This window comes from Sorangium sp. So ce296, from assembly GCF_051529605.1.
Taxonomy (GTDB): domain Bacteria; phylum Myxococcota_A; class Polyangia; order Polyangiales; family Polyangiaceae; genus Sorangium; species Sorangium cellulosum_D.
The window spans coordinates 4,197,244-4,210,465 of record NZ_CP150325.1; the positions used below are offsets into that span (position 1 = coordinate 4,197,244).

At 72.6% G+C, this 13,222-nt stretch carries 7 protein-coding genes; 1 reads left to right on the plus strand and 6 read right to left on the minus strand.

The features are described from left to right. Nucleotides 1–177: 177 nt before the first annotated feature. The gene (locus tag WME98_RS15780) at nucleotides 178–654 is read left to right on the plus strand and encodes a hypothetical protein (RefSeq protein ID WP_437952031.1); all 477 of its coding nucleotides are present in this window, start codon (nucleotides 178–180) and stop codon (nucleotides 652–654) included. 561 nt (nucleotides 655–1,215) lie between these two features. On the opposite strand, the gene WME98_RS15785 is transcribed toward WME98_RS15780, so the two are convergent. The 6 genes from WME98_RS15785 to WME98_RS15810 form a co-directional block, all read right to left on the minus strand. Then, a complete protein-coding gene (locus WME98_RS15785) occupies nucleotides 1,216–4,491 on the minus strand; it encodes a hypothetical protein (protein WP_437952032.1) in 3,276 nt (1,091 codons plus the stop codon). A 306-nt stretch (nucleotides 4,492–4,797) separates the two neighbouring features. Then, a complete protein-coding gene (locus tag WME98_RS15790; protein WP_437952033.1) occupies nucleotides 4,798–5,721 on the minus strand; it encodes a response regulator in 924 nt (307 codons plus the stop codon). After that, nucleotides 5,715–8,780, minus strand: coding sequence for a response regulator (locus tag WME98_RS15795; protein ID WP_437952034.1), 3,066 nt, complete (start codon nucleotides 8,778–8,780; stop codon nucleotides 5,715–5,717). Before WME98_RS15795 ends, WME98_RS15790 begins: the two co-directional genes overlap by 7 nt. Nucleotides 8,781–9,008: 228 nt before the next feature. Then, nucleotides 9,009–9,869, minus strand: coding sequence for a sugar ABC transporter permease (locus WME98_RS15800; RefSeq protein WP_437334041.1), 861 nt, complete (start codon nucleotides 9,867–9,869; stop codon nucleotides 9,009–9,011). Next, nucleotides 9,866–12,124 carry an extracellular solute-binding protein gene (locus WME98_RS15805; RefSeq protein ID WP_437952035.1) on the minus strand — a complete coding sequence of 753 codons (2,259 nt, stop codon included), beginning with the start codon at nucleotides 12,122–12,124 and terminating at the stop codon, nucleotides 9,866–9,868. Before WME98_RS15805 ends, WME98_RS15800 begins: the two co-directional genes overlap by 4 nt. Nucleotides 12,125–12,132: 8 nt before the next feature. Further along, nucleotides 12,133–13,212 carry an ABC transporter ATP-binding protein gene (locus tag WME98_RS15810; protein WP_437334043.1) on the minus strand — a complete coding sequence of 360 codons (1,080 nt, stop codon included), beginning with the start codon at nucleotides 13,210–13,212 and terminating at the stop codon, nucleotides 12,133–12,135. Between the last annotated feature and the right edge of the window lie 10 nt (nucleotides 13,213–13,222).

Here is a 13,222-nt window from a genome sequence, read left to right on the forward strand (position 1 = left end):
CACCGGGGCTCGCCGTCGCAGCTCTCGTCCACCGGCGTGGCGCAGATCTCTGCGGCCGGCGCCACCGCACCTGTACACGGGCCGTAGCCGAGCCCATCGGAGCGGCACGTCTGCGTCCCGGTGACGCACGGCCCGATGCCGATGGTCCCGGTGGGACCCGTGTAGCAGGTGAGCACCGTGCCCGGCACGCACGTGCCTGGCGTGCCTGACGCGCCGCCCTCGCCGCCGCTGCCGCCGCCGGCGCCGCTGCCGCCGGCGCCGCTGCCGCCGGCGCCGCTGCCGCCGGCGCCGCTGCCGCCGGCGCCGCTGCCGCCGGCGCCGCTGCCGCCGACGCCGCCCTCGCCGCCGCTGCCGCCGCTGCCGCCGCTGCTGGCCACGCCGCTGCCGCCGCTGGCGCCGCTGCTGGCCACGCCGCTGCCGCCGCTGGCGCCGCTGCTGGCCACGCCGCTGCCGCCCTCGCCGCCGCCGTTGCCGCCGCTGGCGCCGCTGCTGGCCACGCCGCTGCCCCCCTCGCCGCCGCCGCTGCCGCCGCTGCTGGCCACGCCGCTGCCGCCCTCGCCGCCGCCGCTGCTGGCCACGCCGCTGCCCCCGGCGCCGCTGCCCCCGGCGCCGCTGCCCCCGGCGCCGCTGCCGCCCTCGCCGCCGCCGCCGTGAGCGCTGGTCGTGGTACCGCTGTCCGTTCCGGCGCCGCCGCCATCACCATCCGTGCCCCCGCGCACGACGAGATCGCACGCCGTGGACACGAGGACAGCAGCGATGGCCAAGGCGGCCGTCCCACCCCGGCTCGCGCTGTATCGCGCTGAAGCAATAGACTCGTCGTCTCTGGTCATGGCGGCTTCGTTGCCCGGCGCGGCCGAAAGATTCACGTCCCGCGACGGGCCCCCGAGCAGCGCCGAGGCGATGGGCCGATGGCTAACCAGATTGCGTCGGCGCTCGAAGCCCACCCGATCGAGGCCGCCTCAGCCACCAGGATCGCTCGGCTCCTGGTCGTACCCCGGCGAGCGACACCGCATGATCATGTGGATCTCGTTGCCCTTCTCGTCGTGCCACACCTCGTCCATGAAGGTGCGGATCCGCATCAGGCCGCGGCCGCTCGGAGGGCGCCTTCGTCACGGGTGCCAACCTGACGATCGACGGCGGCGCCTCCGCCTGAGCGGAGACCGGAAGCCGCGCGCACCGGAAGCGTTGGACCGCAGCCGCGAGCCCCCGATCTCTTCAGGGATTCAACGTGGCGACGAAGGTCTCGAAACGCGCCGCGGAGGGGCCCGGGCCGGTGTCCATCGACGGGTAGATGTAACCGGCGAATGCAAACGTGCCATTCGGAGCGATGGTCATGTCCGCACCGCCGCCTCGATACCCCGTGGGGACGTCGACGTAGGCGGACCAGAGCGTGGTCCCGCTGTCGTCGAGCTTGGTAACCGCCAAGCCCCCGGTGAGGAACATTCCACCAGCAGGATCCGGGATGATACCCCCGGGGTAGGGAATCGTGCTGGAGGTGATGACCTCCCCTGCGGCGTCCAGCTTGACCAGCACGGCGAACGACTCGTCGCCAGCTCCTGGCGCGCCACCGCCGAAGTCGACGGTGCCATCCGTGTAGCCCGTCACCAGGACCTCGCCCGCGGCGTTGACGGCCACCGAGGTGGCCGACGCCCTGGGGTCCACGTGCGCCTCGGAGCGGAACTGCCGTTGCCAGAGCAGAGCACCTGTCGTCGACAGCTTGATGACGTTGAAATCCGCACCGGGGGAGTAGATATAATCCTGGTCCGGGCTCGCCACGAGCACGTTGCCGTCGCTGTCGACCGCGATACCTCCAAACCCGCTCGAGGACCCTGGACTCTCGGATCCTGGCAGCATCTTATCCCAGAGGACGCCCTCACCTCCGGCGCTCACCTTTGCCACATAGTAGGACACAGAATCCCAGCCACCAGTCACGTGGTGGACGAACACATTGCCGACGCCATCGACGGCCATCTCCATCACGCCCCCGAAGTCGATCGCAGTCCGCGGGAAGCCATTGCTCCAGATGTGGTTGCCCTCGGGGTCGAGCTTGACCAAAAAGAGCGCGTTAGCAGAATGATCGGCGGGCGGGATGGGACCCCCACCAAAATCTGGGCTTTCATAGAAGTACGGCCCATTCCCATAATAGGTTCCGGCAAAGTAGATGTTTCCGCTTCCATCGACGGCCAGGCTGGGGGCCCGCTCGTCGTGCTCGGACCCGAAGCGCCTGCTCCAGATCACCGAGCCGGAGGGGTCGACTTTGAGGAGGAAGACGTCGGATCCCCCTGCGCTGGTGAGAGGGCCGGCGCCGAAGTCCACCGTCCCTTCAAAGGCGCCGGAGACGTAGTAGTTGCCCCACGCGTCGCTCACGATGGACGTGGCGCCCTGCTCGCCAGGGCCGCCGTATGCCCGCGCCCACGGCGGGAGGCGGGGGCACTGGGGATCGCCGTCGCAGTCCTCGTCCACCGGGCTGGCGCAGATCTCTGCGGCCGGCGCCACCGCACCTGTACACGGGCCATAACCGAGCCCATCGGGGCGACACGTCTGCGTCCCGGTGGTGCACGGCCCGATGCCCACGGTCCCGGTGGGGCCCGTGTAGCAGGTGAGCACCGTGCCCGGCACGCACGTGACTGGCGTGCCGCCGCCCTCGCCGCCGCTGCCGCCGCTCCCCCCGCCGCCCTCGCCGCCGCTCCCCCCGCCGCCCTCGCCGCCGTCGTCGAAGGGGTTGAACGTGGCGACGAAGATGTCGCTGCCCGCCGCGTAGGCGATCGGACCCGTCCCGAAGTCCACCGGCGCGAGCACGCGCCCGGTGGCTGCAATCGTGCCATTCGGAGCAACGGCGATGTCCCCGAAGATCGCATCGACGTCGATCGACCACGTCTCCGTCCCGCTCGCGTCAAGCCCGGCCAGGTCCCCCCCGGCGATGACCATGTCGCCGGATGGGTCCAGGGCGATCTTGCCGCCGGAGCGGACCGGGCGGCTGAAGAGATGCTGGCCTTCAGGATCCAGCTTCACGAGCATGGGCCCACGAGGGAGCACGCCGCCGCCGAAATCGAGGGTTCCGTCCGTGAAGCCCGTCACGAAGATCTCGTCCGCCGCGTTGACCGCCACCGAGGAGACCGATTTCTCGGCGGACTCGTCGAGCGAGCTTTGCACGAGCGATCGCTGCCACAACTCAAATCCATCAGGATCAACCTTGAAGACGCTGAGGTGATACGGAGGAGGAAAATCGGTCGAGTCTATCGCACACACCACAACCGCGTTTCCTGCGCTATCGATCGCGAGATCTGCTCCCGCGATATCGATGCTGCGCGGCGCAGCCCAAGTCATCCACGTGGGGGTTCCGGCGATCAACCTCGAGAGAAACACGTCACCGTCCGCAAAAAGCACGTACCCATTTCCGTCGCCATCGACGGCAGCTCGCTTGATCTTCCGGCCGCTCGCCGGATCCTGAATTCCTCTGCTCCGGATGTGATTGCCCTCGGGGTCGAGCTTGGCCGCGAAGAGCGCGGACCGTACGGTGGGCAGGAGCGGACCCCCGCCAAAATCTGGGCCCGGCACGGAAGCGTGGGCTGGACCAGCATTATAGGATCCGACAAGGAAGATGTTTCCACCCTCGTCGAGGGCCACGGTGGCGCTCTCATCGTCGTACTCGGCCCCGAAGCGCCTGCTCCAGATCACCGAGCCGGAGGGGTCGAGCTTGAGGAGGAAGACGTCCGAGCCCCCTGCGCTGGTGAGAGGGCCGGCGCCGAAGTCCACCGTCCCCTCGAAGGCGCCGGAGACGTAGTAGTTGCCCGACGCGTCGCTCACGATGGACACGCCGCTGTCGTCGCCGGGGCCGCCGTATCCTCGCGCCCACGGCGCGAGGCGGGGGCACCGAGGCTCGCCGTCGCAGCTCTCGTCCACCGGCGTGGCGCAGATCTCTGCGGCCGGCGCCACCGCGCCGTCACACGGGCCATAGCCGAGCCCATCGGAGCGACACGTCTGCGTCCCGGTGGTGCACGGCCCGATGCCGACGGTCCCGGTGGCGCCCGTGTAGCAGGTGAGCACCGTGCCCGGCACGCACGTGCCTGGCGTGCCTGGCGTACCGCCCTCGCCGCCGCTGCCGCCCTCGCCGCCGCTGCCGCTGCCGCCGCCGCCGCCGCCGCCGCCACCGCCGCCGCTGCTGGCCACGCCGCTGCCGCCCTCGCCGCCGCCGCTGCCGCTGCCGCCGCCGCCGCCGCCGCCGCCGACGCCGCTGCCGCCCTCGCCGCTGCCGCCCTCGCCGCCGCCGCCGCCGCTGCTGGCCACGCCGCTGCCGCCCTCGCCGCCGCTGCCTCCGGCGCCGCTGCCTCCGGCGCCGCCCTCGCCGCCGCTGCCGGCCACGCCGCCGCCGCTGCCGCCGCTGTGAGCGCTGGTCGTGGCACCGCTGTCCGCTCCGCCGCCATCACCGTCCGTGCCCCCGCGCACGACGAGATCGCACGCCGTGGACACGAGGACAGCTGCGATGGCCAAGGCGGCCGTTCCACCCCGGCTTGCCCTGGTTCGCGCTCGAGCAATCGACTCGCCGTCTCTGGTCATGGCGTCTTCGTTGCCCGGCGTCGCCGGGATATTCAGGTTCCGCGACGGGCCCCGAGCAGAGCCGAGGCGATGGGGCCGATGGCTGGACAGATTGCGTCGGCGCTCGAAGCCCACCCGATCGAGGCCGCCTCAGCCGCCGGTAGTGGTCAACTTTGCCCAGAGAGAGCCCACATGAAGGCGGGAAGGCGGGAAGATCATTAGGGTTTTCTTCCCGCCTTCATGTTCAAATTTGATCACTGCTCAGCCGCCAGGATCGCTCGGCTCGTGGTCGGACTCCGGCGAGCGACACCGCATGATCATGTGGATCTCGTTGCCCTTCTCGTTGTGCCACACCTCGTCCATGAAGGTGCGGATCAGCATCAGTCCGCGGCCGCTCGGCTTGTCCAGGTTGGCGAGGTCGGTCGGGTCGGGCAGGTCGCGCGGGTCGAAGCCGAGGCCCTCGTCGCGCACCACGTAGGTCGCCTCGGTCCGCGTCTCCCGCGCCACCACGACCACCCGCCGGTCCCGGTAGGGGCTCTCGGTCCGGCGCCGCTCGACGAGCGCCGAGAAGGCGCTCGGATCCTCGTCGAGCAGCGACGAGCTCACCTCGAGGTTGCCGTGCACGATCGCGTTCACCAGCGCCTCGCGCAGCGCCACCGCGACCTGGATCCGGCCCGTCTCGTCGCACAGCCGCATCCGGCCCAGGCTCTGCTCGATGTGGCCCACCAGCGCGGGCACCTTCGCCACGTCGTTGTCGAGCTCGAAATGGGACTCGGTCGCCGTCAGGCACGCGAGCAGCTGCTGCTCCCGCCGGTCGAGCCGCGCCACCGCGAGGACGTTCTCGACCGTGCTCACGAGCTCCGCCGCGAGGCTCCGCTTCGCGACGTAGCTCGCGGCGCCGCGCCGGAGCGCCTGCACCGCGATCTCCTCGCTGCCGTGCGCCGTCATCAGGATCACCGGCAGGTACGGGTGCTCGCGGCGGATCGCCTCGACCAGCTCCAGGCCGTCCATCTCCGGCATCTGGAGATCGGTCAGCACGATCTCGGGCATCGCCTTCGCGATCGTCTGGAGCGCCTCGACGCCGTTCTCGGCGTACATCGGCTCCATGCCGGCGCGCTTCTTGAGCAGGCTCCCGGAGAGGCGCCGATCCAACGGGGAGTCGTCCACCACGAGCACCCTCACCATCGCGTCACCTCGTTATCAGAGCGCCGCTCGCCCTGCACCGGCGGCGCGGCGTCCACAAGCGGCGCCGAGTCCGCCGGCGAGCCCTCGCGCACGAACGCGGCGAGCTCGGGGATCAGGCGATCGATCTGCGCCCGCAGCGCGAACTGCGCCTCGGCCAGGCTGCCGAGCTCGTTCGACCGCGCCATCTTCTCCAGCGCGAAGGCCGCCTCGAACGCGCCCCGGGCGCCGAAGCTGTCGACCCCGCCCTTCAGGCTGTGCGCGGCCCGCTGGAGCTTGCGGGCGTCGCCGGCGGTCACCGCCTCGTCGATGTCGGCCATCCACCGCGGGCACTCCTCCAGGAACACCTCGGCGAGCTCGCGCAGGAGGTCGGCGTCGCCGCCCGTCCGCTCCAGCGCCCTGGTGCGGTCGAACATCGGCCGGCTCGCGATCGACGAGGGCGTGCCCTGCGGCCGCTCGTCCGTCGATCGGGTGCTCGGCGGACCGTTGTCGAGCGGCGACGAGGGCACCGACGGGTACGAGTTCGGCGCGCCGAGCGACAGGCGCGCCGGGTCCTCGATCTCCAGCGAGGAGGGCCCGGCGGCGAGCCGGTCGATCATGTCGTAGAGCTCCTCGACCTGGACCGGCTTCGACACGTAGCCGTCGAAGCCCGCCCGGAGGCAGCGCTCGCGGTCGCCCTTCATCGCGTACGCGGTCACGACGATGAGCGGCATGTGCCCGCCCTCGCGCCGCTCGCGCGCGCGGACCGCCCGCGCGGCCTGGAGGCCGTCCATCTCCGGCATCTCCACGTCGAGCAGGGCCACGTCGTACTGGCCGGTCGCGATCTTCTCGACGGCGAGCCGGCCGTTCTCGACGATGTGCACGTGGTGGCCCTGCCGCTCCAGCCAGCGGCGCATCAGCTTCTGGTTGATCGCGTTGTCCTCGGCCACGAGGACCCGCAGGCCGCGGGCGCGCGGCCCGGGCACGGCGCGGCGCACGTCGGCCGACCGGAGCGCGCTCCGCGTCGGGATGCCGAAGGCGTGGAACACGGCCTCCTGGAGGTGCGACGTCTTCACGGGCTTCGTGACCATCGCGAAGACGCCGAGATCGCGGCAGCGCGCGGCGTCCGCCTGCGCCGAGGTGGAGCTGAGCATCATGATGGTGCGCCCCTTCAGGATCTCGCGCCGCCGGCAGTGCTCGACCACGGCGAAGCCGTCGACCTTCGGCATGCGGGCGTCGACGATGGCGAGGCCGAACGAGGAGGTCGGCCCGACCGCGTTGCCCCCCGGCTTGCCCCAGGGCAGCGCCCAGGTGCCCGAGTCCTCCGAGAGCGCCGCGATCGCCGCCGCCCCCGAGTCGACCGGGACCGCCTTCATCCCCCAGCCCTCGATGGTCTCGGCGAGGATGCGCCGCGCGGTCGCGTTGTCGTCGGCGATGAGCACCCGCGTGCCGAGCAGGTCCCGCGGCATCTCCAGGCGGCGCGACCGGGCGGCGCCCTCGAGCGCCCGGAGCTGGAGGGTGAAGTGGAACGTGCTGCCCTTGCCGAGCTCGCTCTCAATCCAGATCTTGCCGCCCATCATCTCGACGAGGCGGGCGCAGATGGTGAGGCCGAGCCCCGTGCCGCCGTACTTGCGGGTGGTCGAGCCGTCCGCCTGCGCGAACGCGTCGAAGACGAGCTGCTGCTTGTCGGGGGCGATCCCGATGCCGGTGTCGATCACGCGCACGTGGAGCACCACGTTGTCGCCGAGCGCCTCGCCCGCGTAGAGGCTGGGCGCGCTCAGGCGGTCCGCGCTGGCCTCCTCCTCGGGCGTGAGGGGCGCGCGCGCGTCGACGCCGGCGCGGACGACGATCTCGCCGGCGTCGGTGAACTTCACCGCGTTGCTGACGAGGTTCACGAGGACCTGGCGCAGGCGCAGCGGGTCGCCGACGAGCGCCTCCGGCACGTCGGGGCCCACGTCGTAGGCGAGCTCGAGCCGCTTCTCGTGCGCGCGGAGCGCCAGCGTCTTCACGGCGTCGCCGATGATCTCGCTCGGGTCGAAGACGACGGGCTCCATCTCGAGCTTGCCGGCCTCGATCTTCGAGAAGTCGAGGACGTCGTTGATGATGGCGAGGAGCGCGTCGGCCGAGATCTTGACCATCTCGAGGTACTCGCGCTGCTCCTGGGTGAGCTCGGTCTGGAGCGCGAGCGACGTCATGCCGATGATGCCGTTCATCGGGGTGCGGATCTCGTGGCTCACGCTGGCGAGGAACTCGCTCTTGGCGCGGCTCGCCGCCTCGGCGGCCTCCTTGGCCTGCTGGAGCTCGGCCTCGACCGCCTGGCGCTGCATGAGCAGGGCGCGCAGGCTCGCCGAGTGCTCGCGCTCGTTCTCGAGCGAGGCCGCGCCCATGGCGTCCGCGCGCCGCTTCGCGATGCTCGCCATCACCGCCATGGCGGGCGTGGTGACGGCGAAGACGATGACGCGGAGCAGGTTGTCTTCCTTGTACGAGAACGGCACGCCGTCCTCGGAGAAGTAGAGCGCGAAGTAGACGCACGAGATGAGCGCGGTGACGATGCCGCTCCACAGGCCGCCGCTGAACGCCGCGAAGACGATGATCATCGAGAGGATCGCCGGCGGGTTCGGGATGTTCCAGTCGAACGCGGCCTCGAGCGTGGCGACCGCGCCGATGACGAGCAGCGCGAGCAGGGGCCCGAGCAGCGGCAGGAGCCAGAGCTTCTCCCACGAGGTCCGGCTGTGGCGCCGCTGCGGCACGGCCCCGGCCGGCAGGAAGGTGCCGCGGCCGTCGGGGTCGCCGACGAGCGAGAGGCGGGGGTCGCCGGCCAAGGAGGGGCGCGGCTCGCCGCCGAGCGACGGGCGGGCCTCGCCGACCAGGGACAGCCGCGGCTCGCCGCCGAGCGACGGGCGGGCCTCGCCGCCGAGCGACGGGCGGGCCTCGCCGCCCAGCGACGGGCGGCCGTCGCCGCTCAGCGAGGGACGGCCGTCGCCGCTGAGCGAAGGCCGGCCGTCGCCGCCCAGCGGCGGACGGGGCTCCGGGTGGGCGGTCCCCGGCGCGGCGGCAGGCGGGGGATCCTCGGCCTTCGGCATGGCTTTATGGAGATAGCGGGGTCGCGATCGGGCGTCCATGGCCGCGAGGTGGGGTCAGGCGGACGGTTGCCGCCGGGGCGGCCGGGGGGGCGGGCCGGGGGTGCCGTACGCCCCCGCGCGCCGCGCCGCCGCCGCGCGGCGTGCGTCGCGCGCGTCGCGCCATCGAGCGGCGCGGCCGCGCCGGCAGCCCGCGCTGCACCTCGTGGGCGGGGTTGCGCGCAGGTCCGCTCACCCCTTCACGCCGCCCGTCGTCAACCCCGCCACGAGGTGCCGCTGCACCAGGTAGAACGCCGCCATGACCGGCAGCGACACGAGCAGCGCCCCCGCCGCGAACCGCTCCCACTGCGCGTCGTGCTCGCCGATGTACCGCTGCAGCACCACCGGCAGCGTGAACATCTCCTCCTTGGAGAGCAGCGTCGCCGCGAGGATGAACTCGTTGTAGGCCGTCATGATCGCGAACAGCGCCGTCACCGCGATCGCCGGCCGCGCCGCCGGGAGCACCACCCGGACGAAGGCCTCGAAGCGCGTCGCCCCGTCGACCATCGCCGCCTCCTCCAGGTCGACCGGGATCGCCTCGAACGCCGCGCGGAGCTGGAAGATCGAGAACGGCACCGCGGTCGACGCGTAGCAGAGCACGAGCCCCGTCCGCGAGTTGAGCAGGCCCAGCGCGTCGAGCAGGAGGTACAGCGGGATCGCGCTCGCCACCGTCGGGAACATCTGCGTCGCGAGCAGCGCCCGCAGGCCGCGGCGCTTGCCGACGAACTCGAAGCGCGCGAGCGCGTACGCCGCCGGGATCGCGATGGTGACCCCGACGGCCGCGGTCGCGAGCGCCACGGCGACCGAGTTGGCGAGCTGGCGGGGGAACAGCCAGATCGTCTCGCCCCCGACCTTCTGCGACGTGGTGACCACCGCCTCGAGGTGCTCGAGCGTCGGCTGGTTCGGGATCGGCAGCACCTCCGGCACCGGCGGGCGCGCCCCCGAGAAGGCGATCGAGACGACCCAGAGCACCGGGTACAGCGCGAACGCGACCGCCGCGAGCAGCGCGACGTGCACCGCGATCGACTCGGCCGGAGAAGGCCGCCGCGTCATACGCCCTCCGTCGCCGCCACCGGCGCGGGCGCCGACCCGTCCGCCGCCCCGCCGCCCTGCGGGATGAACGACCCGGGCGTCCGCCGCCGCCACCGCCAGTCCCGTGTCGCCAGCGTGAGCAGCAGGAAGATCAGCACCGAGTACGCCGCGGCGTAGCCGTACTGCGCCTCGCGGGTGAACGCCCACCGGTACGCCTCGGAGACGAGGATGTCCGTGGTGCCGTCCGGATCGCCGCCGGACACGAGGAACACCACGTTGAACATGTTGAACGTCCAGATCGCGCCCAGCGTCACCGCCGGCGCGAGCACCGGTCGAATCAGCGGCAGCGTGATCATCCGGAGGCGCTGCCAGCGCGAGGCGCCGTCGACCTCGGCCGCCTCGAGCACCTCGCCGGGCACGGCGGTGAGCGCGCCGAGGGTGACCACCATCATGAACGGGAACCCGAGCCAGACGTTGGTCGTCACGTTGGCCGTGAACGCGGTGGTGAAGCTCGAGAACCAGGCGATCGGCTCGATGCTCGTCCCGAAGGCGGCGTTCACCGCCTCGATGAGGCCGGTCACGGCCCCGTACTGCCGGTGGAACATGCCCTTCCAGGACAGCGCGGTCACGTAGCTCGGCACCGCCCAGGGCACGATGAGCAGCACCCGGTAGAGCGCGCGGAGGCGCAGCGTCGGGCGGTGCAGGAGCAGCGCCAGCGAGACGCCGAGGACGAGGTGGCAGACGACGTTCACCGCCGTCCAGAGCACGGTCACCGCGAGCACCAGGTAGAACGAGCCGCTCGAGAAGAGCGGCTCGCCGCGCGCCGTGAGGATGCTGATGAAGTTGGCGAGGCCGACGTACCGGAGGCTCTCGCCGCTGCCGGCGAAGAGCGACGTCGCCGCGCCGATGACGAGCGGCACGATCACGAGCACGCCGATCGCCACGACGGCGTGCGCGACGTACTTGTAGGCGGAGAGCGAGCGTTCGAGGGATCGCCGGAGCGCGGGGCCCTGGACCGCGCCCTTGGCGGCGGAGACCCACCGGAGGACGAGGACGAGCGCGAGCGCGCCGAGCCCGACGAGGAGCGGCGCCGGCGAGGCGGGCGGGGGCAGCGGCCGGCGCACGTCGTCGAAGCGGTGCTTCGCCTCGGCGAGGGCGACGTCCGGCGGCGCGTCGCCCCGCAGCACCTTGCGGATCGCGCGCGCGGCCGGCTCCCAGGTCGAGCGCATCGCCGGCGACGTCGGCATCGGGATGGCCACCTTGGCCTGCTCGGTGAAGGCCGCGATGAAGGCGTCGTCGGCCGGGACGGCCACGTCGGTCCGCACCGGCGGCGTGCGCGCGATCTCGATCCGCGCGGCCGCGGCCGCGGCCCCGGCGATGTGGCGCGCGAGCGCCCGCGCCTCGGCCCGCTGCGCGCCCTGGGGCGAGAGCATGACCGCCTCGACGGTCATGAACGGCCGCATCGGCTGGCCGGTCTCGCGCACCTTCGGGAGCGGCACGACGCGCGCGCGCCGCTTCGCCTCGTCCTTGAGGCCGCCCACGAACCACGGCCCGCTGATCACCAACGCCGCGCGGCCCGCGTTGAACAGGTCGGTCACCAGCGCGCCGTTCGCGTCCTCCGGCACGATCCGCCGCGCGATCAGCGAGCGGACGAGCTCGAGCGAGCGCTCGGGCCCCGGGCCGAAGAAGCCGAACTGGTCGCGCTCGTCCAGCATCGCGCCGCCGAACGCGGCGAGGATCGGCATGTGCGCGTAGGCGTTCGACGCCTCGTACGCGAGCGGATACGCGCCCTGCGGCAGCGCGCCGGCGAGCGCCGCGATGTCCTCGAGGTAGGCCGGGGCCTCCTGGACGAGCGCGGTGTTCATGTAGAGCGCCATGCACTTCTGGCTGATCGGCAGCCCGAAGATCTCGCCGCCCAGCCGGACGGCCGCGAGCGCCGGCCCCTGGAACACCGCCTCGCCCCCCGGCTCGAGCGCGTCGCCCACGGGCGCGACGATCTTGCGCGCGCGGTAGTCGCCGAGCCGCTCGTGGGCGTCGATGAACAGGTCGGGCCCCTCGCCCATCGGGACCGCCGCCTGGAGCTTCGGGGCGTAGGCGTCGAACGGGACGGCGAGGAGCTCGACCTCCGCCCCCTGGAAGGCCGCCACGATGGCGCCGAGCGCCCTGGCCTCGTCGTCGCGGTAGGCGTGCCAGAGCCGGATCGGCGCCGCGACCGCGAGCCCGGGCAGGAGCAGGACCAGGGCGAGCGCGGCGAGCGCGGGGCGGCGGCTCGGCATGGCGCGCCTCACGCCTCCCGCAGGGTCAGCCCCGAGTCCGCGTCGAACAGGTGCACGTTGCGGAGCGCGAGCGTCACGGTGTCCCCCTTCGCCACGGGCGCCGAGGGGTCGAGGCGCGCCACGAACGGCGCCCCCGCGACCGTGCCGTGGGCGTACGACTCGGCCCCGAGCGCCTCGACGATCGCCACGTGGAACGGGGCGCCGCCCTCGCCCGCGGCGAGCTCCACCTCGTGCGGGCGCACGCCGACCATCACCCGCCGGCCGGACGCGAGCGCGCCCGGGAACTCGGCCGCGTCGACCTCGACCGAGAGCTCGCCCTGGGCCGCGACCCACCGGCCGCCGCGGTTTTCCATGCGCGCCTCGACGAAGTTCATGGCCGGGCTGCCGAGGAAGCTCGCCACGAATTGGGTGCGCGGCCGGGCGAACACCTCGAGCGGCGGGCCCGACTGCTCGACGACGCCCTTGTTGAGCACGAAGATCTCGTCGGCGAGCGTCATGGCCTCGACCTGGTCGTGGGTGACGTAGACGCTCGTCGCGCCGAGCCGGTCGTGCAGCTTGCGGATGTCGACCCGCACCTGCGCGCGCAGGGCGGCGTCGAGGTTCGAGAGCGGCTCGTCGAACAGGAAGAGCTGCGCCCGCCGCACGATGGCCCTGCCCATGGCGACGCGCTGCCGCTGGCCGCCGGACAGCGCCCGGGGGTGCCGGTCGAGGAGCGGGCCGAGCCCGAGCATCTCCGACGCCTCCTTCACGCGCGCCTCGATCTCGGCGGGCGGCGTCTTCCGGAGCTTCAGGCCGAACGCGAGGTTCTCGCGCACCGTGAGGTGCGGGTAGAGGGCGTACGACTGGAACACCATGGCGATGTCGCGATCGCGCGGCTCCAGCCGCGTGACGTCGCGCCCGCCGAGCGCGATCGAGCCCTCGTCGGCCTCCTCGAGGCCGGCGAGCAGCCGGAGCAGGGTCGATTTGCCGCAGCCGCTCGGGCCGACGAGGACGGCGAACGAGCCGTCGGGCACGTCGACGGACACGCCGCGCAGCACGTGCGTCTGGCCGAATCGCTTGTTGAGTCCGCGCACTTTGACAGAGGCCATAATCAAGGTT

Excerpts from the sequence above, each read along its gene's own strand:
- WME98_RS15790 (WP_437952033.1), bottom strand. The coding sequence starts at position 5,721 with ATGGTGAGGGTGCTCGTGGTGGACGACTCCCCGTTGGATCGGCGCCTC.
- WME98_RS15795 (WP_437952034.1), bottom strand. The coding sequence starts at position 8,780 with ATGCCGAAGGCCGAGGATCCCCCGCCTGCCGCCGCGCCGGGGACCGCC.
- WME98_RS15800 (WP_437334041.1), bottom strand. The coding sequence starts at position 9,869 with ATGACGCGGCGGCCTTCTCCGGCCGAGTCGATCGCGGTGCACGTCGCG.
- WME98_RS15805 (WP_437952035.1), bottom strand. The coding sequence starts at position 12,124 with ATGCCGAGCCGCCGCCCCGCGCTCGCCGCGCTCGCCCTGGTCCTGCTC.
- WME98_RS15810 (WP_437334043.1), bottom strand. The coding sequence starts at position 13,212 with ATGGCCTCTGTCAAAGTGCGCGGACTCAACAAGCGATTCGGCCAGACG.